This is a genomic window from Brevibacillus fortis (genome assembly GCF_003013395.1).
In the GTDB taxonomy this organism is placed as follows: domain Bacteria; phylum Bacillota; class Bacilli; order Brevibacillales; family Brevibacillaceae; genus Brevibacillus; species Brevibacillus fortis.
In genome coordinates, this window is the sequence record NZ_PXZM01000041.1 from 18944 (window position 1) to 43485 (window position 24542).

Here is a 24542-nt window from a genome sequence, read left to right on the forward strand (position 1 = left end):
AGGTTTCAAAAGTGTCGTCCGGATAAAAAACGTCATGATTTTCCCAGGAAATGCGTGTAAAGTGGAAGTAAGCACAAACTGGAGGGACACGGGGATGAAGCAGACGCACTTGCACTTTAACATGCAAATAGGCAGAAAAAAGCCAGTGAGTGTAAACAACACAGAAACGGCCTGTCCTTTTTGTGATCGAAACAGTCTCACAGATGTTTTGGAGCAGCGGGGCTCCATGATTTGGCTCAAAAACAAATTCCCTGTTCTGGAGGATACGCATCAGACAGTTTTGATTGAGTCGGATGAATGCCAAGGGGATTGGTCTGACTATTCAAAAGAACATGTACGAGCATTGCTGGCATTTGGAGTGGAGAAGTGGCTTGAAATGGAGCAAAGCAAGTCTTATCGTTCCGTTCTATTTTTTAAAAACCACGGGCCTTATTCAGGGGGGAGTATCCGTCATCCGCATATGCAGATCGTCGGATTAAATGACTACAACTATCTGGATCAGGTAAAAGACAGTGATTTTACTGGTATGACCATCGATCAAGAGGCGGGGATTGAATGCAATCTGTCTACGCATCCGCGTGCAGGTTTTTTTGAATACAATGTCATTCTATCCGACTTTGATCGATTGCCGAAAATGGCAGACTACTTACAAATTTTAGCACATTGGATACTGACTCATGTCAATCCACGTAACCAAAGCTATAATTTTTTCTTCTACCATTGGGGAGAAAAACTGATCGCCAAAGTGGTTCCCAGGTTTGTTACCTCTCCTCTTTACGTAGGTTATTCCATCCCACAGGTAGCCAATAATTTGGAAGAGATGGTCGCTGAATTGCAACGACGTTACTTCTAACCATAGAAAGGGTGCTTACGCTTTGACGTATACGATCACGGCAAGAAAAACACTCACCCGAGAGGAACTGGCACAGATTAAAGAGTTGGTTGCGATTTGTAATGAGCAGGATGGGATTGATCTTAAAGTAAACCCGGGTATGCTGGAAAAGCGTTCGGGAGAGCATGAAGAAGATTTTGTATGTTATGCGGACGGAAAGCTGGTCGGTTTTCTGGGGCTCTACGTGTTTCATGGCGGTGAGGCAGAAGTGAGCGGCATGGTCCATCCAGCCTACAGAAGAAAAGGCATTTTCACCGACTTGCAAGCACAAGCCGCAGACGCATGCAGACGAAGAGGAATTCCAGCGCAGTTGTTTATCGTTCAGCGAGATTCCGCTAGTGGCAAGTCATATATGGAGAGAATCGGTGGGGATTATCAATTCTCGGAATATTGGATGGATTTAGGAGAGAAGAAAAGAGCAACGGTTTCTGGAAACGTGCTGCTTCGACCGGAGACCGCCAGTGACTACGAAACAGTGATTTGGCTGAACGTCCATGGCTTTCAAATGGAGGAAGAACGCGCAAGGGAAATGGTCGAGAGAATGGCGGGGGATCCCAAGGCTACCACGCATTTGATGACGGTCGAAGATAAGGTTATTGGCAAAATAAGCGTGAACAAGAATGAAGGCAAGGCGTTTATTTATGGATTTTGTGTCCACCCAGATTACCAAGGGAAAGGATATGGACGCCAGGCTTTGGCACAAACGATTGAGATGCTGGTGGAAGAAGGATATCAAGATGTATCACTTGAGGTAGCATGTGAAAACAGCAATGCTTTAGGGCTATACGAATCATGCGGCTTTTTTGTAAAGTCAGCCAATGATTACTACAAGCTGGCGTTGTAGCGGGCAAACTGCTTTTGACCTTCTCTCAGGTTGGAAAACGTAATAGCTTCCATGCTAGGATAGAAGAGAAGGCAAGGAGCGTTGTAAAAAGGAGTGACTTACTATGAAACTGTTGTCCATCGAACCGACGCCGAGTCCAAATGTGATGAAGCTGAATGTAGACGAGCGTTTGCCGGATGGGGTCCAACATGTCTATACAAAGAAAGATGCGAGTAAAGCACCAGAACTCATGAACAAGCTCTTGGAAATCGAAGGGGTTACCTCCATTTTTCATACGGCAGATTTTCTCGCGCTTGAGCGAAAGTCCAATGCAGATTGGCAGCGTATTTTGACGGTCGCGCGCGAGGTTTTGCAAGTAGGTGGAGGAGCGGCTGTTCCTGTCATGTCTGCGGAGGAAGCTGGGGCATTTGGAGAGGCGCAAGTGTACATTCAAATGTTCCGCGGTGTGCCGATACAGGTCAAGGTGACCATGGGAACGGAACAGATTCGTGCAGCGCTGCCAGAGCGTTTTGGACAGGCAGCTGTGCGTGCTGGCTCTGCTTCGCCCAACCTCATTATGGAGCGAAAATGGATCGAGCATGGCGTGCGCTACGGCGATTTGCGCGAGATTGGCGAGGAGGTCGCATTGGAAGTCGATGCCTCCTATCCGGAGAGCCGTGTGGAAGAGATCGTGCAACAGGCCATGGCGCTTGGTCCTGGGGAAACTCCAGAGCCAGTCGTGCGTGAAAAGAAAGTCGTTACGCTGGAAATGCTCGATGATCCAGATTGGCAAAAAAGATATGAAGCGCTGGATCGAATGGAGCCTACCGAAGAGGATTTGCCTGTTTTGGAAAAAGCGCTTCGTGATGGCAAGCCGTCGATTCGCAGGCTGGCGGTTGTGTATCTGGGTATGATCGGTGGCGATGATGTTTTCCCGCTGCTGTTTGAAGCGCTCCGCGATGATTCCGTTTCTGAAAGACGCACAGCGGGGGATACCTTGTCTGACTTAGGCGACACACGTGCGATTCTACCGATGTGTGAAGCGTTGAAGGATAAAAACAAGCTGGTACGTTGGCGTGCTGCTCGCTACCTGTTTGAGGTGGGGGATGAAACCGCCTTGGACGCTTTACGTGCCGCACAGAACGATCCTGAGTTCGAAGTCAGCTTGCAAGTCCAAATGGCCGTGCAGCGCATTGAAAGTGGAGAGGCGGCTAGCGGTACCGTTTGGCAGCAAATGACTCGCCGAAACGATTAGGTCGCTGCTTCAGTAGCGTAAGAGTCCTCTATCAAGCAGATTACTGCTATAGAGGGCTTTTTTGTCGTGGTTTCGTGCGCTGGATATACGGCGAATAGCGGGGCATACTGCTTCAAGAAGACCGGGAAACAAGTTGGTTCATTAGGTAAATATTGGTATGCGGCAGTATAAAAATAGACACAGTTCAATAATGGTTGACTTCCACCTTATCCATCCCTTAGACTAGGATAGGGTTTAGCTTATGTATTCAACATCGCTAGCGCGTAGGGGAGATTGTGTATGACAACCAATCACTATGACGTTGTTATTGTAGGTGCAGGACTTGCTGGACTTTCCAGCGCCGCCTACCTGTCGTCGAAAGGCAAAAAAGTTGCAGTTTTGGAACGCGGTCAATTGGGTGGACGTGCCGTTACACTGAAGATCAAAGGATTTAACTTCAACTTCGGTGCCCACGCCATTTATGCTCGCGACAGCTCCGTTTTGAGAACGTTTGAAAAAGAATTGGGTCTGAACATCGATTGGCAGGATTTCAATCCGACAAAAGCCAAGTACGATATTGGTAGCGATCTGACTGCAGTTCCGGCGAATGTACAAGGACTTTTCCAAACGAAGCTCTTAAAAGGCATGGACAAAGTATTGTTCACATTTGAGATCTTGAAAACGATGCTAAAAATGGAGAAGGGCCATCCACATATGTCGATTCAAAAGTGGATGGAGAAAAAGCAAGTCAACGAAGAAGTGCGAGAAATGATGTTGACGCTTGCATCTTCCAACTTCTTCACGCGTGAGCCTGAAAAGATTCCTTCTGACGTTTTCTTTTCTTACTACAGCCGTTTGTTTACAACGAATAAACCGGTATCGTATATCGGTGGTGGCTGGCAAGCGTTGATCAATGAATTCGTGCGTGTGATTGAAGCAAATCAGGGTACGATTCTGATCAAAACCAAAGTAGAAAAGTTCCAAGTAGAGAATGATCGCGTGGTTGGAGTGGTGACACCGGAGGGCGAATTTACGGCGGATGAATTTATTTGCTGTATTCCGCCAAAGGAGATGGCGAAGGTCTTCGCGGAGACTCGCCTGGAACATGCGGTTGCCCAGCATGCTGAATACGAGCCAACTGTTGTTATGGTGTATGACATTGGCTTGAAAGAGCGTATTGACGTACCGTTCTCCTACATCTACGAAAAAGCAAACAATATTTTCATTACCGATATCTCGTATTATGACCGCACTTGTGTACCTGAAGGCGGGCAGTTGCTGCAGGCGACTGCTTACATGCGTCAGGACGAAGTAGGAAACAAGGAAGCGGCCGAAATCCGCAAACAAGAGATTGAAAACCTGTATGACAAGCATTTCCCAGGCTGGCGTGAGCAACTGGTTGTGCCGCGCGTTTCTGCTCGTGCGATCGTACAGGAGATCAAGTGGACCATGAATCAGAAGCCAATGCCGATTTTTATGCCAGATTACCGCAACCTGTTCTTCGCGGGTGACTGGTGTGAAGGGCAAGGCCAGCTGTCTGAGCTGTCTTTCTCTAGCGCGATGAACGTTGCCAAACTGATTTTGGAAAAAGAATAAGTCAATCACGAGCGGGTGTTCCTTGACGAAAGGAATGCCTGCTTGTTTTTTCTCATTCAACGTTTCAAAGAAAAAGGCTCGCCAATCGAGTTGGCAGGCCAAATGGATTACGCTTTCTGACTATACACGTGGTACACGAGGTTGCCAATTTGCGCCATGAAGATGGCAGCATCCTTTTGTTCGAGTCCCTTGTTTAAAATGGACAGCGTGACAGCATGAGAACCGATGTAGAGGATGCCAACATCATGCGTGATTTTGGTCACAGAGCCAGTCTTGTTGGCGAATTCCCATTTTGGAATCATTCCGATCACATCACCGTCTGGGTCAGGCAAAAGGAAGGGAATGCGGTCACGGTGCTGCTGAGTCTTCAAGATGTCGACCATTTTCAAACAGCTGTCGTAGGAGATCACTTTTCCTGTTGCCAAGTATCGGAGGTGACTTCCCATGTCTTTTGCCGTCACCTCATTGTAGCCTTCCAATTCGGCTGGGACGACCATGAGCTTGTTGTAGAAGTGACTGTTTGACATTTCTGTTTTTTGCATCGTGTTGCGGATGCTCTCTGTTCCGACGAGATCAATCATCATGTTCGTCGCTGTATTGTCGCTTTGGATGATCATCAGGGTAACCAGGTCGCGAATCGTAAATTCAGTGCCAGGAGTCATATGCTGAAGAACACCTGCACCGCCAACGAGTTCTTCTGCACGCAGCTTGATCTTGTCCTCTAAGGCAAACTTGCCTGCGTACGCCTCTGCAAAAACGGCTGTCATGATTGGGACTTTGATCACACTTGCTGCATAAAAGCGCTGATCTTCGTTGAAGGATAATGTTTCACCGGTTTGCAAATCTTCAAAAAAGATTCCCCATTCCCCTCCAGCATCCTTGATCAGACTGGATATTTGGGCAAAAAGACTGGATAACATGTAGACCCATCTCCTTTTGTTTCGATGTAGACAAAATTTTCTCAAGATAATATTATTTAGTCATGCTCCTAACAATCAAGAAGAATTATTCCTAAGATGGGGGTTTTGCTGTGCATAAGTGGAAGAAACTATCATTTTGTGCCGTTCTGTTAACCAGTTTAGCATTCGCTGGTTGTGGAACGCCGCAAGCAGGCACCACGGGGGAGTCGACAGGTGCGAAGCAGGAGCAAAGTAGCGCCCCCCAAACGATGCAGGTCAACCTGAATTCTGGTGAGCCAAGTACAATCGACCCTGGACTGGCAGAAGATATCCCTTCGATGTCTGTTGCCCGTGCAGCATTTGATGGCCTCCTGCGCTTGAATGAAAAAGGCGAGCTGAAAGAGGCGGTCGCAGAGAAGTACGAGGTTTCCGCTGATGGTCTCACGTACACCTTCCATCTGCGGGAGTCCAAATGGACCAATGGAGATCCGGTAACAGCGCATGACTTCGAGTACGCATGGAAACGGGTTCTCGACCCGAAAACCGCTTCCGGTTACGCGTACCAGATGTACTATTTGAAAAATGGGCAAGCCTTTAACGCCAACAAGGCAAAGGCAGAAGATGTCGGCGTGAAGGCAACAGACGACAAGACACTGGTTGTTACGCTGGAAAACCCAGCACCGTTTTTCCCGGAACTGGTTGCGTCTATCACCTATTTCCCGGTCAACAAAAAAGCGGTTGAGGGCAACAAAGAGTGGGCTGCTAAGCCAGAGACGTACATTACAAACGGACCATTCAGCTTGAAAAATTGGGAGCACAAATCAAAGATCGAATTCGAGAAGAGCGACTCCTATTGGGATAAGGACGTTGTCAAATTGTCCAAGTTGACCTTGAACATGATCGAGGATGCGAATACGGAGTTGTCGATGTTTGAAAAAGGTGACCTAGATTGGGCAGGCTCACCACTGGGCGATTTGCCACTGGATGCGCTGGATGCTTTGAAAGAATCCGGAAAGATGCAATCACAGGCGACAGCGGGTACGTACTGGTACATTTTCAATACGACGCAAAAGCCATTTGACAACAAAAAGATTCGTCAGGCATTTGCTACGGCAGTAGGTCGCAAGGAAATCTCCGATAATGTCGTACCATACAAGAGTACGCCAGCGACGGGTATTCTCCCGCCAACCATGGCACTCACACCAGAGGGCTACATCAAAGATGGCGATGTAGAGACCGCGAAGAAGCTCTTGGCAGAAGGCATGAAAGAAGCGGGGATCAAAGAGTTGCCACCGATCACGATTGCATACAATACGTCAGAGGTCAATTCGCGTATTGCAACAGTCATTCAGGATCAATGGCGCAAAGCATTTGGCATCGAAGTCAAACTGGTCAATAAAGAGAACAAGGTTCACCGTGAAGACATGAAGCAAGGGAATTTCACAATCGGTCGTGGTAGCTGGATTGGCGATTTCAACGATCCGATCAACTTCCTGGAAGTTTTCAAGGGTGGACTGAATACATCCAAATGGGAAAACCAGGAGTTCCTCGATTTGCTCGCGCAGTCTGCCAAAGAAGGGGATGTAGCGAAGCGTAAGGAAATCCTCAAGAAAGCTGAACAAATCGTCATGGATGAAATGCCTGCGTTGCCGATCTACTATTTCACCTATGCGTGGGTGAAGCAGGATAGCGTAAAAGATGTAGTGGTAGATGCACTCGGGTTTATCGACTTCAAGTACGCTTCCAATCAAAAGTAATCACGAGTCTATGAGGGAGTGACTGGCGTGCGTCCGATCATTGGTGTGGCATGTACGAAAATGTATTTTCCGAAGAACGATCTCGACCAGTTTTTCTATGTAGGTTCAGGCTATGTGAACGGAATTGCCCGCAGTGGTGGTACTCCACTGATCTTGCCACTGCTGACGATTCAGGATGCTCCGTTTCGTGAGATGATCGAATCGCTGGACGGCTTGATTTTGTCCGGCGGTGAAGATCCTTCGCCGCATTTGTACGGCGAAGACCCGCTGCAAGGGCTGGGCGATATCAATTACGAAAGAGACATCACAGAGCTTGAGATTATCAAGATTGCACTGGAGCTGAAAAAACCGATCTTGGGCATTTGCCGCGGGATGCAAATTTTGAATGTGGCGTGTGGCGGCACCCTCGTTCAAGATATCCCGAGCCAAGTACCAGGAGCCCTGCAGCATGCACAGAAGGGTTCCCGACAATACGGGGCGCACAAGATTACGCTGCAACCTGGCTTTGTAGCGGATGCCCTTGGAAAGACAGAGGTGCTCGTGAACACCTCTCACCACCAAGCAGTCAAAGACATAGCACCGGGCTTCAAAGTCACAGGATGCGCGGCTGACGGTGTGATTGAGGCGATGGAAAGCCTCGACGGGCTACATGTAGGCGTACAGTGGCATCCAGAACGGATGTGGGCACACGACGACGACATGTTGAAGATAGCCGAGGCATTTGTTGCCCGGGTAAAGCAGCAGAAGCTGCAAGCGGCGAAATAGAATAGAGAAGAGAGAAACCGTTCTGGGATTGCCCAGAGCGGTTTTTTGCATGCAGGAGGGCTTCCTAATCTAGTGATAAAGGAAACGGCCTCCACACAAAAGCCTCACGAATCTCAACGGATACGTGGGTGTTTTCCATTATTCACTGTCATGTGGCGAAACAAGGATAAAGGACTGGTAGAATCGAACTTCACGGAGAGGATGTATTTCCGTGAGGTGAGTTTTTGAAGAAAAGATATGTCGTCATTGTGATTTTTTTACTCGTTTTGCCAAGATTCTGCAGTACTAGGAGGAGGAAGATCCGTTCAGAAAGTATCGGGATGGGAGAATGAATTTTGATATTCCGGTAGCCCCTTCAAAATGAGCATAGAGGTGAGAGAAATGTTAAAGGTCGGAGATTCGGCGCCCGTCTTTACAGCGGCGAGCACGAAAGGAACCATTGATCTTAATGCGCATATCGGCAAAGCAAATATCGTCCTCATCTTCTATCCGGGAGATGATACCCCGATTTGTACGAAGCAGCTGTGTGCGGTGCAGGATCACTACACGAAAATCGAACAAGCAAATACAGTCGTTTTTGGCATCAATCCAGGCGGCATGGACAAGAAACGCACGTTTGCTGATAAGTTCCATTTTGAATTTCCATTGATCGTGGACGAAGACGAATCCATTCGAAAAGCATATGATGTAGGAAAGGTTCTCGGATTGTTTTTCCAGCAACGCATCGTGTACATCATCGGTAAAAACGGAAGAATCATCTATGCCAAAAAAGGAAATCCGCCAGTACCTGAGCTGATGCAGGTCATCGAAAGCCAAGCTTAGGACGTTCTTGCTTGCGTCAATGGAACAAAAAAGGGATAATAGAAATGAGAATGTATGTTTGGTGGGTATCCCTATGAAAAAAATTCTTCACTTGGATATTGACGCATTTTTCGCGAGTGTAGAGCAGTTAGATCGTCCCGAATTGCGGGGGAAGCCGGTCATTGTCGGTGGAACTGGCAATCGCGGTGTTGTATCGACCTGCAGCTACGAGGCACGAAAATACGGTGTTCGCTCCGCAATGCCTGTAGCGATGGCGAGAAAAAAATGTCCGCAAGGCTTTTATTTGCCTGTCCGCTATAGCCGATATATCGAAAAATCTGCTGAAGTAAGACAAATATTTACTTCTTATACAGAGCGCTATCAAACAGTTGGGCTAGACGAGGCTTATTTAGACGTGTCCCATTATGAGAATGCGGTTCCCATCGCCCGCGATATTAAGAGGCGAATTAAACGGGAGACCGGACTTACTTGCAGCATCGGACTTTCCTACAATATGTCGTTGGCTAAGATTGCCAGTGATTTGAAAAAGCCGGATGCTTTTGTGATCATCCGACCTGAGCAGGCTTTGGATGTGCTGCGGTTGCTGCCGATTGGCACCTTGCATGGGGTCGGCAAAAAGTCGCAAGAGCTGCTAGCGAAGAAGGGCATTGAGACGGTAGAGGATTTTTGGCGGCTTTCACTGGATGAGGCCACCACATTAATTGGGAAGTTCGGTCGTTCCCTTTATTATCGGGCGCGAGGAGAAGACAATCGCGAAATCGAAATGGATCGTGCGCCGAAATCAATGAGTCGCGAAACGACACTGCCCTTTGATTTGTTTGACAGGGATGCGATTACTCCGATTGCCACCTCACTTTTGCGTGAGGTCGAAGAGGACATCCGCGAAGAAGGGGTCGAGCCCCAGACGATTACGTTAAAAATCAAGTACGCGGACTTTACCCAGCGGACCAAGCAGCACAAGGCAGTGGCCGGGGCCAACTGGCAGGAGTTATTGGACGATTTGCTCGACGCTTTTGACTATACAGCGGGCGTTCGATTGGTAGGCGTAGGCTTTTCGAATTTTGCCGAGCAACAAGGGGAGCGGTACGAACAGCTCTCGATGTTTTCGTGGAAGCTGGGGAAGTAAGGGAGGGAGAGTAGTGGAGACAGAGAGTGCCTATCATTGCTGTGCGACCTGTATTCATTTTCGCGTGGAGAAAGGTACGGGAGGAGTCAGCTATCGATGTTCTCGCCTTACTTACGAGACACGTCCTGACTATCGCTTCCAATGCTGGACCCCGACAGAGAAGGTCAAGCGACTGATGGAAGCGCGTAAAAGCCAACCATAGCTACAAAAAGAGGCACCCCCCTTCGTCATAATCGACAGAGGGAGTGCCTTTTCTATTCATTTGTCAGGTTGAGGACCATCACTTCCTCTGGACCATCCATTTCGCCATTTGAGGTAAAACCGAACGACTCATACAGCTTGCGAGCGAACTCGTTTTCAGGATGAATACTCAAGTAAATGCGCGTACAGCTGTAGCGTCTGGACATTTCTTCGACCAGCATGCGCAGGAACTTTTTGGCGTAGCCCTTCCCCTGATGACCAACGTCAATCATAAAGCGATCCAACCAAATTCGGCCATTCTCTACATCGATTCCGTGCATGGCATAACCGACAGCGATGTCATGGTCATACAGACCACATGATATCCATTCCGGTTCAAATCCCGATTGGGCGATGGAAAAAGCGTTGCTCTCGATGAAGGAGTATTGGCCTTCCGCTACAGTCAAGCAGGCAATTTGGCGCCAATTTTCTTTCGTAATTTCACGAATAGACAAGCTCAAAATTTCATCTCGCTTTCATGGGTGGTGAAACGGGAGACTTTGCTTGTTTTCAACTGGACAAACAGCAGAATGCTAAAACCAAGGATAGACGCTGCCACGATCAGGAAGGCAGAGGATACAGGCAGTAAATCCGTCAGAATTCCCCCAGCCAATGGACCTGCAACCATGCCGATCCCATGAAACATGTTGAAGAGAGAATAGGCAGTCCCATATGCGCCGCTGCCTCCCTGATCGATAATGGCTCCTAACGTAGGCAAGGTTGGCGATAAGGTGAAGCCGATGCTAGCCCCGACCAAGGCCATAACGATCATTGCCTGCCAGAGGGAGTCGGCCCACGCCAAGAATGGCATGAAGACAGCCAACGTCATGATCCCGCCAAACATTAGTTTATACGGATTAAATCGACTGGAGAGTGAGCCGGCAACCGGGGCGATCAGTCCATAGGCAAGTGTCATGACTCCAAACAAAAGACCAATCGTTGTCGGCGTCATGCTGAGCTTCTCTGTAAAAAATACGGGCAGAGTCGGTTCGAGCAAACAAAGAGAAATCTCAGCTAACAGGACGATTCCAGCGATAAAGATGACTTGTGGATTGCGGATGAATCCGCCGACATGAAGCTTTTCACTGACGGTTCTCGTCGCGTCTTCCTTCAAGAACAAGTAGACCAGTACAATGTTGATCACGGTAAAGGCTGCTGCTGCCAGGAAAGGCATGCGATGGTCACTGATTTCAAACAACCAACCTCCAATCGGCGCACCTAGCAATGTTCCGGTCGAAATCGCCGTCAAGGCTATTCCCATAACAGCTCCGCGCATTTTGGACGGGAACAAATCCGCCAACAGGGCAAGGGCAGTTGGCCATGTAGCCGCAGCAGCTATACCTTGGACAAAACGAGCGGTAATCAACAAGGTCATCGTCTCAGAGAATGCAAACAATAAGGTGGAAGCGGCGAGACCAAGCAAGCCAACTAATAACATGGTCCGTCTGCCGACTCGATCGGATATCGGCCCGAAAATGGGGGTGGCAATGAGCATCGCGACGGCATAGCTGCTAAATAGCACGCCCATCATGGTGGAGGAGGGCTGCAACGTTTCAGTAAAATAAGGAACAATCGGAATCAACAAGCTATACAAAAGCATGTCGATGAAAAGGATAAGGATGACAAACAAAAGTCCTGTACGTTGTTGTTTGGTCATTTGTGTAAAAATTGACATGATGGAACACCTCTTAACTATAAAAACTATTTTTGTTTTATTGGTTTTCTTACAAAAAACGATTTTGTGGTCTCCCAACACTATTGGAACGACCACGATTCATTTGCTACCTTTTATCCGCTGGTACCAATCCAAACAAGAGGACATCTACAATAGCGGAAAGCGCCTCTGAGACTGTAATCTGGTTTTTCATGTAAAAACGCTGGTCAAGTGTGGAATTCAGAGCATCGACAATTACTTTTAGCATGAGCGTGACGTTCATATTGACGATGAGTCCTTCTCGAATCCCTTGCTCGATCAGTACGCGAAGTGTCTGCCAATCCTCGGATAGAGAAGCCTCGACCTGGGCATATTGCTCAGGATAATATCGCTTCATCTGTTCGATGATGCGTAAATCATAAAATTCATAGTGTGTCGGTAAAACCATCATGACGCCTTTGATTTTATCGATAAGCGAGAGACTGTCGTCTGCGAGTATTTTATTTGTTTTTTCATCGCCCTCTTCAAAGGACTGCCGAATGATTGTTTCCAGAATTTCTACCTTGGATGAGAAGTGCTCGTATAGCGTGCGTTTGCTGATCCCGAGCCGCTTCGCCAAATCATCCATGGAAAATTTCATGCCTTTATCGTGAATCTCTTCAATAAAACCTTTCATGATCCGGTTTTTAATAGCAATCGACCCCCAGCCAAAACAGCGTAAGAGAAAACTATAAAAACAAAAACAGTTTTCTTGGTAACGTCATTTTACACAGGATTATGGATCAATGCAAGAGGGGTCAGTGCTTTTTGTTTTGCAACCAAGTGGTCGATTATGGTATAGTAGGTGCCGAAATCGCGGTTGATTGCTTCACATCATTTGGAGGTGCCCCGTGTTTTTAGAGAAGCTGATGCCTAGTCAGTTCGTCGAATCGATCCATCACATTGACATAGATCAATTGAAACGAAATAACATCCGTGCGGTGATTACAGACTTGGATAATACCTTGGTGGAATGGGACAGGCCACATGCAACCCAAGAGGTCATTAATTGGCTTGCTCGCTTGGATGAGGCAGGTATACAGGTCACTGTTGTATCCAACAACAACAAGGAGCGTGTAGACCGCTTCTGTTCACCACTCGACCTCGGATTTATTTGTGCGGCCAAAAAGCCGACAAACCGTGCCTTTTTGCAGGCAGTGCGGCAGATGAATGTAACCATCGCTGAGACTGTTGTCATTGGCGATCAATTGTTTACCGATGTGCTGGGGGGGAATCGATTGGGATTTCATACGATCCTGGTTGTTCCTGTGGCCCAGACGGATGGTTTTTGGACGCGCTTTAATCGTCAGATGGAGCGTGTGGCCCTTATTTGGATGGAGAGGAAAGGAATGGTTTCGTGGAGGAGAAAAGCATGACGGAACAAACGCATGGCTCTTGTGCTGGATGTGGGATTACCATTCAGATTACAGACGCGAAAAAGCCTGGCTATGCACCTGAATCCGCGCTTGGCAGAAAGGTAGTCATTTGCCAGCGTTGTTATCGCATCAAGCATTATAATGAAGTAGCTCCCGTAGGAATGGGCGATGACGACTTCCTTAAGATTTTGGACGGCATCGGCTCTACGCAGGCGCTTGTTGTGATGGTTGTCGATATTTTTGATTTCCAAGGCTCCTGGCTCAAAGGATTGCCACGCTTTGTCGGGAAAAACCCGATCTTGCTCGTGGGTAACAAGGTTGATCTGCTGCCAAAAAATATCAATTTAAACCGCGTACGCAACTGGATGCAGCACGAAGCGAAGGAACGCGGATTGCGCCCGGAGGATGTCGTGCTCATCAGCGCGCAAAAAGGGCTTCACATCGATGAGCTGTTAAATCGCATCGGGGAGCTGCGCAAAGGACGCGATGTTTACATTGTAGGTGTGACCAACGTAGGGAAATCGACAATGATCAACCGCATCTTGCATGACTACGGTGCGGCTGAGCTGGAGATTACCACATCGCCATTCCCAGGTACGACGCTGGACAAAATCGAGATTCCACTCGAGGACGGCCGCTCCATTTTCGATACGCCAGGAATTATTAATCGCGATCAGATCGGACACATGGTATCCCCGACTGACCTCCGAAAGATTACACCGACCAGCCGTATCAACTCCAAGGTATATCAGCTTGACGATGGTCAATCACTCTTTTTGGGTGGCCTAGCTCGTATCGACTTTGTACGCGGAGAGAGACAGCCGTTAATCGTCTATGCGGATAACGACCTGTACATTCATCGGACGAAACTGGAAAAAGCGGATGAAGTGATGGAAAAGCATCACGGAACCTTGCTGGTACCACCAACAGGGGAGGAGGCTGCGAAGGCACTTCCGCCATTTGTAAAGCACACCTTTAAAATCAACAAGTCCACCACGACGACTGACATCGTGATCTCCGGTTTGGGCTGGGTCAGCATCCAAGGAAAACACGAAGCGAGTGTTGTCGTTCATGCACCTAAAGGCGTAAGTGTTGGGATGCGCAAAGGGCTGATCTAGCGTAAGCAATAAAAGTCGAGTTAGCCTTGCCCCTTGCCATATGCTATAGAGAGACGTCCGGGGAGGAAAAGCTCCATGATTACAAGCAAAACACAGCTGGTTGGCCTGTTTGGGCATCCAGTTTCCCACTCGCAATCACCGATGATGCACAATACAGCTTTTTCAGAGACCGGGTTGGGATTTGCCTATGCTGCGTTCGACGTTGAACCGGAAAATCTGGAAGATGCAGTCGCGGGTATTCGCGCATTAGGCTTGAAAGGGATTAACGTCACGATCCCCCACAAGGTTGCTATCATGCCGATGCTGGATGAAATCGATCCGCTTGCCAAACGAATTGGTGCCGTCAATACCGTCGTTTCTCGTGATGGACGCTTGATCGGCTACAACACAGATGGGATGGGCTATGTTCGTTCGCTTGTGGAAGAGACGGGAATCGTTCTTGAAAAGCAAGTAGTCACCATGGTAGGGGCTGGAGGCGCTGCGCGTGCAGTGGCGTTTACCTTGGCTGAACAAGGAGTCAAGGAAATTCGCATCATCAATCGTTCCCGTGAAAGAGCCGCAGTATTGGCTGAGCATGTTGGTACGATTGTACCTACGAAAATCGTAGAACAAGGCGAAGGTGAAGCTGCCATTGCAGACTCTTCGCTGTTGATCAATACGACATCGATCGGAATGCTGCCAAACGTACAGGAGACACCTGTGCCAGCAGAATGGCTTCATTCTGGATTAACGGTAAGCGATCTGATTTATAACCCGCTCGAGACACGTCTGCTCAAAGAAGCGCGTGCCATCGGAGCCACTGTTCATTCCGGCATCGGCATGTTCGTGAATCAAGGTGCACTGGCTTTCGAGCTGTGGACGGGCGAACGAGCACCAACTGGGGTTATGCGTGAGGTCGTCTTGCAACAATTAAAGAAAACAACCTGATTGCAGGATGTAAAAGGAGGCATTGCCGATGTTGACTGGCAAGCAAAAGCGCTTTTTGCGCGCAGAAGCACATCATCTCACCCCCATTTTCCAAGTAGGAAAAGGCGGCGTAAACGAAAATATGATCACGCAGATCAAAGAAGCGTTGGAAGTACGTGAATTGATCAAGGTAGCGATTTTGCAAAACAATAATGACGATAAACATCAAGTAGCAGAAGATTTGGCAGCAGGTGCAGGAGCAGAGCTCGTGCAGTTGATTGGCCATACGGTTGTCTTGTACAAAGAGTCCCGGGAGAACAAGACGATCAAGCTGCCATAAGTGACCTGCATGCGATGAGACAGCCAATCAAGCAAGTAGGGATCATGGGTGGAACGTTCGACCCGATTCATTGCGGGCACTTGCTGGCGGCCGAACAAGCCAGAGAGCAAGCGGACCTGGATGAAGTCTGGTTTATGCCAACACACGTTCCACCGCACAAAAAGAGAGAGAGTCTGACGCTGGCGCATCACCGCTTGCAAATGGCTCAGCTCGCCGTGTCTGATCACGAGGTGTTTCGTGTTACAGATGTAGAGTTCGAAAGAGAAGGTCCATCGTACACCTATGAAACGATGGTTCAGCTCATCAGGCAGTTTCCGGATTGCCGGTTTTCCTTTATCATGGGAGGAGATATGGTAAAAATCTTGCCCAAATGGTACCAGTACCAAGAGCTGATTCATATGGTACGCTTTATAGGTCTGGCGAGGCCAGGAACCGAACTGGATCGGGAATCGAGCGAGGACGTCACATTTGTGGAAATGCCTGTTTGGGACATTTCCTCTACGATGATTCGCGAGAAGGCAGCTGCCGGGAAAAGCATCCGTTATCTTGTGCCTGATGCCGTGGAGCGTTATATAAAGGAGAACCGAATCTATGAAACTTTTGGATAATCGGGAAGAGCTTCTCGTTCGCGTACGGCAACAAATGCATGAGAAACGCTACAAGCACACGCTCGGGGTGGCTGCGTCAGCTCGCGAGCTGGCAGAGAGATTCGGTGCGGATCCTGACAAAGCCGAGCTTGCTGGTCTCTTGCACGATTACTGTAAGTGCTGGCCTGTGGAAAAAATGTTCGAGATTCTCGTGCGCCACGATATGCCTACAGAGCTTTTGGAAGGGGAAAAAGAGCTGTGGCACGCCTTTGCAGCAGCTATTGTGATACAGACTGATCTGGGTGTGACGGATACAGATATTTTACAAGCCGTTCGCTACCATACAACAGGTCGGGCTGGCATGTCCCTGTTAGAAAAAGTCGTTTGTGTGGCAGACTATATAGAACCAAACCGGGTTTACCCTGGTGTCGATTTTATTCGCGCCAAAGCCATGCATGATTTGGATGCCGCCCTGGCACTTGCCTTGGGAGGCACGATTCAATTTTTGATAGAGAAGCAGAAGACGGTTTTCCCGTTGACATTGACCGCATATAACGATTTGATTTCCCGCAAAGGGAGAGAAGGAGGTTTTGATGGTTAAAACAGTAGAAGATTTGGCACAATTGGTAGTGAAGGCAGCAGAGGACAAGAAGGCAGAGAATTTGAAGGTGCTCGATATTAGAAAGCTTTCCGTGATCGCAGACTACTTCATGATTTGCCACGGTAACAATGAACGTCAAGTACAGGCAATTGTTCGCGAAATTCGTGATCAAGCCCACAAAAACGGCTTTGACGTTCGCGGTATCGAGGGAGCGGACGAAGGTCGCTGGGTACTGGTTGATCTGGGCGATATCGTCATTCACGTCTTCCATCGCGAAGATCGCGAGTTTTACAACCTGGAGCGCCTGTGGAAGGACGCAGAGGAAGTTTCCTTCAGCGCGCAAGGGTAAGGTCAGATGGCATATGCACACATGGCCGCTGTATATGACAGACTGATGGCCGATACCCCTTATGACCAATGGCTCGATTGGGTTGAGCGCAATTGGGGAAAGGGAGAGAAGCCTGTGCGGGTCATTGATCTGGGCTGTGGGACGGGCACGATTGCAATCCCACTCGCCAAGCGGGGATACCGTGTTTCGGGTGTGGATCTCTCCACAGAAATGCTTGCAATTGCCTATGACAAAATGAGGCAAGAGCAAGTGGATGTGTCGTGGGTCGAACAGGATATGCGGGAGCTTTCGTTGCCAGAAGCGGATGCGGTCATCTCCTTGTGTGATTCATTGAGCTACCTGACGGAGGAAGCGGATGTGCAGGAAACGTTCAAGCGCGTTTTCGCTCATCTCGCGCCTGGTGGGAGCTTTCTGTTTGATGTGCACAGTCCATACAAGATGCTGCACATTTTCGGAGATGAGACGTTCACACACGTAGAAGATGAAGTTTCGTACATTTGGCAATGTTTTTGCGACCCGCTGCGACTGGAGGTAGAGCATCAGCTAACGTTTTTCATTCGTCAGCCAAACGGTTTGTATGAGCGGATGGAAGAAGAGCATTGGCAACGGGCTTATCAGCCTGTCCAACTGATGCGCTGGCTGACAGATGCCGGCTTCACAGACATTGTCATCACCGCTGATTACTCGGATATGCCGCCACAAGAAGCGAGTGAGCGCCTATTTTTTTCAGCCCGCAAGCCGAAAAGTTTGACATGATTGGTTCGGATTGACTATAATGGCGTTATAACTACAGATTTCGACGCGTTTAAGAGGAGTAGTAAGAATAGGATTCGAGCATTCACAGAGAGTTGACGGATGGTGCAAGTCAACCCGGATCTATCTGAACTCACCTCCCAGCACTTGCCCCCAAGGTCATTCAAGCAATGATTGCGTAAGGGTGAGCGGCTTATCCCCGATACGGATGAAACAAGTGGGTGAATGCATGTCATTTGCCAATCTGGGTGGTACCGCGGGAATGTTAAATAACCTCTCGTCCCTTTCGCAAGAGCGATCTGGGATGTGGGGTTTTCTTTATTATTTTCACCTATTTTAAGATGGGAGTGCTTTACCATGGTATTCAGTCATCAAAATGTCGAAAAGAAGTGGCAGCAATATTGGGAGCAGAACAAGACCTTCAAAACCTCAGAGGATGAGGGCAAGAAAAAGTTTTACGCACTCGACATGTTCCCGTATCCATCCGGTGCCGGACTGCACGTAGGACATCCGGAAGGCTATACGGCTACTGATATTTTGTCCCGCATGAAGCGGATGCAAGGATATAACGTTCTCCATCCAATGGGTTGGGATGCGTTTGGCCTGCCAGCGGAGCAATACGCGCTCGATACCGGAAACGATCCGGCAGAATTCACCGAGCACAATATCAACACCTTCCGTCGCCAGATCAAGTCGCTCGGATTTTCTTACGACTGGGATCGCGAAATCAATACGACCGATCCGCATTACTACAAGTGGACACAATGGATTTTTACGAAGCTGTATGAGCACGGCTTGGCTTATATTGACGAGGTAGCTGTAAACTGGTGCCCTGCTCTGGGAACGGTTTTGGCAAATGAAGAAGTCATTGACGGGAAAAGTGAGCGTGGCGGACATCCAGTAGAACGCCGCCCGATGAAACAATGGGTTCTGAAAATTACAGCGTATGCTGAAAGACTGATCGCTGACCTGGATGAACTGGATTGGCCAGAGAGCATCAAGGAAATGCAGCGCAACTGGATCGGTCGTTCTGAAGGGGCAGAAGTAACCTTTGGTATCGAAGGTCACGACGAAACCTTCACCGTCTTTACGACTCGTCCAGACACTCTCTACGGCGCAACCTATGCGGTACTGGCTCCTGAGCACAAGCTGGTTGAGCAAATTACCGTACCAGCTCAAAGAGAAGCAGTGGAAGCGTACCTGGATCAAGCAAAACGCAAAAGCGACCTGGAGCGTACCGATCTGGCGAAAGAAAAAACAGGGGTATTTACCGGAGCGTATGCGATCAACCCGGTGAACGGCGAGCGTCTGCCAATCTGGATTGCAGATTACGTACTGATCAGCTACGGAACAGGCTCTATCATGGCGGTTCCAGCGCATGATGAACGCGACTATGAGTTCGCGAAAACATTCGATCTGCCAATCAAGCAAGTAATCGCTGGCGGAGATATCTCCAAAGAAGCGTATGCAGGCGACGGAGAGCACATCAACTCCGGCATGCTCGATGGTTTGAACAAAGAACAGGCTATCAGCAAAATGATCGAGTGGCTGGACGCGGAAGGAAAAGGAAATCGCAAGGTAACGTACCGTCTGCGCGACTGGTTGTTCAGCCGTCAACGCTACTGGGGTGAGCCAATTCCGATTCTCCATCTGGAAGATGGCACGATGAAGGTCGTTCCAGAATCCGAACTGCCAATCGTGTTGCCAAAAACAAAAGAAATCAAACCATCCGGTACAGGTGAATCGCCATTGGCAAACATTACGGATTGGGTAAACATCGTCGATCCGGAAACAGGCATGAAAGCACGACGTGAGACAAACACGATGCCGCAATGGGCGGGTAGCTGCTGGTACTTCCTACGCTTCATCGATCCACACAATGACAAAGCATTGGCTGATCCTGACAAGCTGAAAGAATGGTTGCCAATCGACATTTACATTGGTGGTGCTGAGCACGCAGTACTGCACTTGCTCTACTCTCGCTTCTGGCACAAGTTCCTGTATGATATCGGTGTCGTACCAACCAAGGAACCATTCCAAAAGCTGTTTAACCAAGGGATGATTCTGGGTGAAAACAACGAGAAAATGAGTAAGTCCAAAGGCAACGTCGTAAACCCAGACGATATCATCGACAGCCATGGTGCCGACACGCTGCGCATGTACGAAATGTTCATGGGACCACTGGATGCTTCGATCGCTTGGTCGACAAAAGGTTTGGATGGCGCACGTCGCTTCCTGGATCGTGTCTATCGCCTGTTCGTAAATGACAACGGTGAGCTGAACGAAAAAATCGTGGATACGTCCAAAGTGGCTGGCATGGAGCGCGTTTACCACCAGACCGTGAAAAAAGTAACCGAAGACTACGAGGGCCTGCGTTTCAATACAGGTATCTCTCAGTTGATGGTATTCGTTAACGAAGCATACAAAGCAGAAGTTCTGCCGAAGAAATTCATGGAGGACTTTGTGAAAATGCTGTCTCCAATCGCTCCGCACTTGGGTGAAGAGCTGTGGGCGAAACTGGGCCACAGCGAAAGCCTGGCATACGAAGCATGGCCTACGCATGACGAAGCGAAGCTGGTCGAAGACGAGGTAGAAATCGTCCTGCAAATTAACGGCAAAAACAAAGAGAAGCTGCTCATCGCTTCTGATTCCACCAAAGAACAGATGGAAGAGATGGCGAAAAACAACGAGATGATTAAAGAAATGATCGAAGGAAAAACGATCGTCAAAGTCATCGCTGTTCCGGGCAAGCTGGTAAATATCGTCATTCGTTAAGTAAAGGACAGTGAGAAATGAGAAGAGGAGTGGAGCCTGTGAGTGACAGGTATCCACTCCTTTTTTCGTAGAGCAACGCTTCTTCGTCTTGCGCTAAAGTGGCTGATTGTTCAAATTTCGTGCAACCAGTTCCTGATCCTCGGCAAACTTTGCTTGTGTACGACGAAATACTTGGGCGAAAAGACCAGGAATACCGTCTTGCAAAGGAATCAGTCCTTCCCCAGTAATTCCACCGGGCACGCAGACCCTCTTTTGTAGAGTAGGAAGGGTGAAAGCTTCTTCGCGTAAAAGATCTGCGATCCCAATTAGCATTTGCGTGGTCATGTAGGTAGCAGCATCTTCGGAAATGCCAGTTTCTTCAACAGCTTCGTGAATCATTTGCTGCAAAATATAGCTAATAAACGCTGGCCCGCAACTGACAATGTCAGAAGTAATTCGTAAAAAAGGCTCCGAAATCTCAATAGGGGAGCTAATATGGGCAAACAGGCTACGTATAATTTGACGTTGCTCCTCTTGGATGCGTGATCCAAATTCACATAAGCTGACACCACTCATTACGGCATTTGTTATAGAAGGAACGACTCTGGCAACCGCGCATGGAACTTGAGATTCTAAATCCGCAAGCTTGATCGGACTGGTGATCGTAATCAATAAGTGGTCTGGCGTTAAGGCAGGAGCAATTTGTTCGAGCATCACGCTATATTCCAGTGGCTTGACGCACAGCACGATCGTTGTCGTTTCTTTGACCAGATCGGCATTGCTGGGCGCGACAATGAGCCCGGGATGTTTTTCTGCTAGTTGCTGCGCCTTTGCTGGGGTTCTGTTGCTGATAGTGACATGACCAGGAGTCAGCGCCTTGGCTGACAGTAATGATTCAATCAAGATACTGCCCATGCTGCCCGTACCAATGAACCCGATTCTATTCATGGGCATACCTCCCTCCAATATTCTTTTCCCATTCTATGTAGGAGTGCCTATGATCATGACCGGATGCTGAGTAACTCATTGTACGATCAGCCGATCCTTTATCCGTGAGAACATCTTCTCGCCAATTCCTTCAATCTGTTTCAGGTCATCCGCTGAACGAAAAGGCCCTTGTTTTGACCGGTAATCCACGATTGCTTTGGCACGTGCTTCTCCAATCCCGGGAAGGCTCATGAGCTCTTCTACAGTTGCCGTGTTGAGATTAATGGCTGTGGAGGCACCAGTGGCCGATACGCGGGCAGCAGATTGTACAAGTCCAATGGATGTAGAGACGGGGGGCTTTACCCCTTTTGGCGGTATGACAACAGCAGATCCATCTGTGAGCGGCTCTGCCAAATTGATCTGTACAAGGTCGGCATCAGGCAGTGCTCCTCCTGCTTTTTCGATGGCATTTGCGACACGCGTACCTGGTTCAAATTGGTATAAACCGGGATTTTTCACTTGCCCTTTTACATCGACATAGAGCGGAGGGGGGAGTGCTTCCTTATTCTTCTCTTTATCCTGATCTCTTTCCGGTATCGATTTTACAGGCTTGGCAGGTTGAGCAGCTGCTGAATCTTCTTTCAGTTCTTTTGTTTCCAAATTCGATGCTGCATAAGCAGGAGAATGCAATGGTAGTTCATCAGTCTTATGCGATTGGTCGCGTTGATATAGCCAATAGCTACAACCGACAAATAGAACAGCCGCAGTTAGCAAGATAAAACGACGATAACGCTCCCACCATTCCAGCACCATAACAAAAAGCCCTCCCGTCCTTCACATAGCGATACGTTCATAGAGAGAACTTGTTCTCTATCAACGATGCTACGAAAAGTAAGAGAGGGTCTGCAAATCTATTTATCGCGTTTTCGCTGTTAGCCGATATGCAGCAGCGAATTTTTTTTGCGGCGAAGTTCTACATTCGGGCTGACATAAGGCTCGAAATTATGCTTTTGCTCAATGAAGATTTGATGCCACAGCATGAAGACCAGGATCGTCCAGATTTTGCGACTGTAATCGGCATTGCCTTCGCGGTGTTCATCGAGCATGTAAAGCACATAGGCCTTATTGATCAAATTATCCACCTTGGATTCGAAAATGATCTCTTTTGCCCATTTGTAAAATTCGTTTTTGAGCCAATGACGAGTCGGAACAGGGAAGCCCAGCTTCTTTCTCGTTTGGATCTCAGGTGGTAGGAAGTCTTTCATCGCTTCCCGAAGCACGTGCTTGGTCGTGCCGTTGGCAATTTTGTACTTCGTTGGAATGGTAGCGGCGAATTCAAATACCTTCAGATCAATGAATGGCACACGCAGCTCCAAAGAATTGGCCATCGTCATCTTGTCAGCCTTCATCAAAATGTTGCCTCTGAGCCAAGTGTGAATATCCAAGTACTGCATCTTGGTCACATCGTCATATTCGGAAGCGCGTTTGTAAATCTCTTCTGTAATGGAGAAAGGAGATACGTACGATTCCGAGCGGGTAATATCATCCATGACGACACGCTTTTTCATCTCTTCACTGAAAATCAGTGCGTTTCCGAAGAAGCGTTGCTCAACCGTTTTCGATCCGCGGATGAGGAAGTTTTTCCCTTTTACCTGGTCGGGGAGGCGTTCTGCCATGTATCCGATGGATTGGCGCATCCAGCCAGGCATCCCGGAAAACATTTTGAGAGAATGAGGCTCTCTGTAAATATTGTATCCGCCAAAAAATTCATCTGCACCTTCACCGGACAATACGACGGTTACGTGTTCACTCGCCATCTGCGCTACGAAATAGAGCAGAATAGCAGATGGGTCCGCTACCGGTTCGTCCTGATGCCAGATGAGTCGTGGCAATTCATCCATGTACTGCTTGGCGTTTATCACGCGCTCGAAATGCTCTGATCCCAAATACGCGGCGGTTCGCTTTGCATAATCGAGTTCGCTGTATCCAGGAATATCCGAGCCGACAGAAAAAGATTTGACTGGCTCGAAAGTACGCAGCATACCAACGATACTGCTAGAGTCAACACCACTAGATAGGAAGGCTCCACGAGAAACTTCGCTAATCCGGTGTTTGTCGACAGATTCAAGCATGACACTGCGCGTACCCTCAACAAAATAAGAGAACGGTTTGCTTTCATCGGGCTTGAATTCTACATCCCAGTATCTTTCGAGTTTGATCTGGTCGTTTTCAATAATGAACGAGTGCGCAGGCGGTATACGGTAAATGCCAGCAAACATCGTGTCAGGATCAGGAACATATTGGAATGTCAAATAGTGATAAAAAGCGGTTGGATTCACTTCACGCTTGAATCCTGGCAACTCCAGCAAGCTTTTAAGCTCGCTGGCAACCCCGATTGAATCATTTGTCTCGACATAGTAGAGCGGCTTGATTCCAAAATGGTCGCGTGCCCCAAACAGACGTTTTTTACGGGAGTCGTAGATCGTAAAGCCAAACATCCCGCGCAAATGCTTAGGTGCATCTGTTCCTACCTCTTCATAAAGGTGGAGGATGGTTTCAATATCAGAATCGGTATGGAAAACGTGACCGATGTCCTTTAACCATTGTTGTAACTCTTTGTAATTGTAGATTTCACCGTTACCAATAATCCAGATGTCACGTGTTTCGTTAAACAGCGGTTGATGTCCGCCTTCCACGTCAATGATGCTTAAACGACGAAAGCCCAGGGCGATGTTGTCTTCAAGGTGAAAACCATCGTCATCTGGACCACGGTGCAGGATGACACCCGTCATTGCACTAATCGCTTCTTGTTGAACAGGCTTTTGCCGCTTGTTATAGAGTGATACGATTCCGCACATAAGAAATGACTCTTCCTCTCACTGGATTGCTCCTGCTAACTCTATCATGTATCGACCATCAGCGCAATCTCTTATGAGTGCCAGTGATTGACCTCGAAAACGCTGATTCTACAAGGGAATTAGCCT

General features: G+C 48.3%; 25 protein-coding genes and 1 other annotated feature. Of the genes, 18 read left to right on the forward strand and 7 right to left on the reverse strand.

What is annotated here, in order from left to right:
• Window positions 1–94: 94 nt before the first annotated feature.
• From C7R93_RS24040 to C7R93_RS24055, 4 genes are all read left to right on the forward strand, one after another.
• Window positions 95–853: a DUF4931 domain-containing protein gene (locus tag C7R93_RS24040; protein ID WP_106841186.1), complete on the forward strand. Its 759-nt coding sequence runs from the start codon at window positions 95–97 to the stop codon at window positions 851–853.
• A 22-nt stretch (window positions 854–875) separates the two neighbouring features.
• Window positions 876–1736, forward strand: coding sequence for a GNAT family N-acetyltransferase (locus C7R93_RS24045; protein WP_106841187.1), 861 nt, complete (start codon window positions 876–878; stop codon window positions 1734–1736).
• 103 nt (window positions 1737–1839) lie between these two features.
• Window positions 1840–2970 carry a virulence factor gene (locus tag C7R93_RS24050; RefSeq protein WP_106841188.1) on the forward strand — a complete coding sequence of 377 codons (1131 nt, stop codon included), beginning with the start codon at window positions 1840–1842 and terminating at the stop codon, window positions 2968–2970.
• A gap of 279 nt (window positions 2971–3249) precedes the next feature.
• Window positions 3250–4545: a phytoene desaturase family protein gene (locus tag C7R93_RS24055; RefSeq protein WP_106841189.1), complete on the forward strand. Its 1296-nt coding sequence runs from the start codon at window positions 3250–3252 to the stop codon at window positions 4543–4545.
• Between the two features lie 107 nt (window positions 4546–4652).
• Here the strand turns inward: C7R93_RS24055 and C7R93_RS24060 are convergent, their stop codons facing one another.
• A complete protein-coding gene (locus tag C7R93_RS24060) occupies window positions 4653–5465 on the reverse strand; it encodes a serine hydrolase (RefSeq protein WP_106841190.1) in 813 nt (270 codons plus the stop codon).
• Window positions 5466–5575: 110 nt separating this feature from the next.
• On the opposite strand from C7R93_RS24060, the gene C7R93_RS24065 reads away from it, so the two are divergent.
• The 5 genes from C7R93_RS24065 to C7R93_RS24085 all read left to right on the forward strand — a co-directional run bounded on the left by C7R93_RS24065 (window position 5576) and on the right by C7R93_RS24085 (window position 10116).
• Complete coding sequence (locus C7R93_RS24065) at window positions 5576–7201, forward strand: peptide ABC transporter substrate-binding protein (protein WP_106841191.1); 1626 nt, start codon at window positions 5576–5578, stop codon at window positions 7199–7201.
• A gap of 27 nt (window positions 7202–7228) precedes the next feature.
• Complete coding sequence (locus C7R93_RS24070; protein WP_106841192.1) at window positions 7229–7966, forward strand: gamma-glutamyl-gamma-aminobutyrate hydrolase family protein; 738 nt, start codon at window positions 7229–7231, stop codon at window positions 7964–7966.
• 381 nt (window positions 7967–8347) lie between these two features.
• Window positions 8348–8788: a peroxiredoxin gene (locus tag C7R93_RS24075; protein WP_106841193.1), complete on the forward strand. Its 441-nt coding sequence runs from the start codon at window positions 8348–8350 to the stop codon at window positions 8786–8788.
• Between the two features lie 73 nt (window positions 8789–8861).
• Window positions 8862–9914: a DNA polymerase IV gene (locus C7R93_RS24080; RefSeq protein WP_106841194.1), complete on the forward strand. Its 1053-nt coding sequence runs from the start codon at window positions 8862–8864 to the stop codon at window positions 9912–9914.
• 13 nt (window positions 9915–9927) lie between these two features.
• Complete coding sequence (locus tag C7R93_RS24085; protein WP_106841195.1) at window positions 9928–10116, forward strand: hypothetical protein; 189 nt, start codon at window positions 9928–9930, stop codon at window positions 10114–10116.
• Window positions 10117–10168: 52 nt separating this feature from the next.
• Here the strand turns inward: C7R93_RS24085 and C7R93_RS24090 are convergent, their stop codons facing one another.
• From C7R93_RS24090 to C7R93_RS24100, 3 genes are all read right to left on the reverse strand, one after another.
• Window positions 10169–10615 carry a GNAT family N-acetyltransferase gene (locus tag C7R93_RS24090; protein ID WP_106841196.1) on the reverse strand — a complete coding sequence of 149 codons (447 nt, stop codon included), beginning with the start codon at window positions 10613–10615 and terminating at the stop codon, window positions 10169–10171.
• Window positions 10612–11829: an MFS transporter gene (locus C7R93_RS24095; RefSeq protein ID WP_106841197.1), complete on the reverse strand. Its 1218-nt coding sequence runs from the start codon at window positions 11827–11829 to the stop codon at window positions 10612–10614. The genes C7R93_RS24090 and C7R93_RS24095 overlap by 4 nt, the downstream gene beginning before the upstream one ends.
• Window positions 11830–11935: 106 nt before the next feature.
• The gene (locus tag C7R93_RS24100) at window positions 11936–12484 is read right to left on the reverse strand and encodes a TetR/AcrR family transcriptional regulator (RefSeq protein ID WP_208637847.1); all 549 of its coding nucleotides are present in this window, start codon (window positions 12482–12484) and stop codon (window positions 11936–11938) included.
• Between the two features lie 214 nt (window positions 12485–12698).
• Between C7R93_RS24100 and C7R93_RS24105 the strand changes: the two genes are divergently transcribed.
• The 9 genes from C7R93_RS24105 (at window position 12699) to leuS (ending at window position 20652) form a co-directional block, all read left to right on the forward strand.
• Entirely contained in the window at window positions 12699–13223 is a 525-nt protein-coding gene (locus C7R93_RS24105) for a YqeG family HAD IIIA-type phosphatase (protein ID WP_106841199.1), read from the forward strand.
• The gene (yqeH, locus tag C7R93_RS24110; protein ID WP_106841200.1) at window positions 13220–14341 is read left to right on the forward strand and encodes a ribosome biogenesis GTPase YqeH; all 1122 of its coding nucleotides are present in this window, start codon (window positions 13220–13222) and stop codon (window positions 14339–14341) included. Before C7R93_RS24105 ends, yqeH begins: the two co-directional genes overlap by 4 nt.
• Before the next feature lie 75 nt (window positions 14342–14416).
• Entirely contained in the window at window positions 14417–15268 is an 852-nt protein-coding gene (locus tag C7R93_RS24115) for a shikimate dehydrogenase (RefSeq protein WP_047072628.1), read from the forward strand.
• Between the two features lie 28 nt (window positions 15269–15296).
• Window positions 15297–15587, forward strand: coding sequence for a ribosome assembly RNA-binding protein YhbY (yhbY, locus tag C7R93_RS24120; RefSeq protein ID WP_007727776.1), 291 nt, complete (start codon window positions 15297–15299; stop codon window positions 15585–15587).
• 14 nt (window positions 15588–15601) lie between these two features.
• On the forward strand, window positions 15602–16195 hold the full coding sequence (locus tag C7R93_RS24125; protein WP_106841201.1) for a nicotinate-nucleotide adenylyltransferase: 594 nt from the start codon (window positions 15602–15604) through the stop codon (window positions 16193–16195).
• Complete coding sequence (gene yqeK / locus C7R93_RS24130; RefSeq protein ID WP_106841202.1) at window positions 16179–16775, forward strand: bis(5'-nucleosyl)-tetraphosphatase (symmetrical) YqeK; 597 nt, start codon at window positions 16179–16181, stop codon at window positions 16773–16775. The genes C7R93_RS24125 and yqeK overlap by 17 nt, the downstream gene beginning before the upstream one ends.
• Window positions 16768–17124 carry a ribosome silencing factor gene (gene rsfS / locus C7R93_RS24135; protein WP_012685704.1) on the forward strand — a complete coding sequence of 119 codons (357 nt, stop codon included), beginning with the start codon at window positions 16768–16770 and terminating at the stop codon, window positions 17122–17124. Before yqeK ends, rsfS begins: the two co-directional genes overlap by 8 nt.
• Window positions 17125–17130: 6 nt before the next feature.
• A complete protein-coding gene (locus tag C7R93_RS24140; protein WP_106841203.1) occupies window positions 17131–17880 on the forward strand; it encodes a class I SAM-dependent DNA methyltransferase in 750 nt (249 codons plus the stop codon).
• Between the two features lie 39 nt (window positions 17881–17919).
• Window positions 17920–18165 (forward strand) — a binding site (T-box leader).
• A gap of 69 nt (window positions 18166–18234) precedes the next feature.
• On the forward strand, window positions 18235–20652 hold the full coding sequence (gene leuS, locus C7R93_RS24145) for a leucine--tRNA ligase (RefSeq protein WP_106841204.1): 2418 nt from the start codon (window positions 18235–18237) through the stop codon (window positions 20650–20652).
• Between the two features lie 93 nt (window positions 20653–20745).
• Here the strand turns inward: leuS and comER are convergent, their stop codons facing one another.
• The 3 genes from comER to asnB form a co-directional block, all read right to left on the reverse strand.
• Window positions 20746–21579 (reverse strand): late competence protein ComER, encoded by an 834-nt coding sequence (gene comER / locus C7R93_RS24150; RefSeq protein WP_106841205.1) that lies wholly within the window; start codon window positions 21577–21579, stop codon window positions 20746–20748.
• Window positions 21580–21654: 75 nt separating this feature from the next.
• Window positions 21655–22371, reverse strand: a complete 717-nt coding sequence (locus C7R93_RS30985) for a helix-hairpin-helix domain-containing protein (protein ID WP_106841206.1) — start codon at window positions 22369–22371, stop codon at window positions 21655–21657.
• Between the two features lie 119 nt (window positions 22372–22490).
• Entirely contained in the window at window positions 22491–24416 is a 1926-nt protein-coding gene (gene asnB, locus C7R93_RS24160; protein ID WP_106841207.1) for an asparagine synthase (glutamine-hydrolyzing), read from the reverse strand.
• Between the last annotated feature and the right edge of the window lie 126 nt (window positions 24417–24542).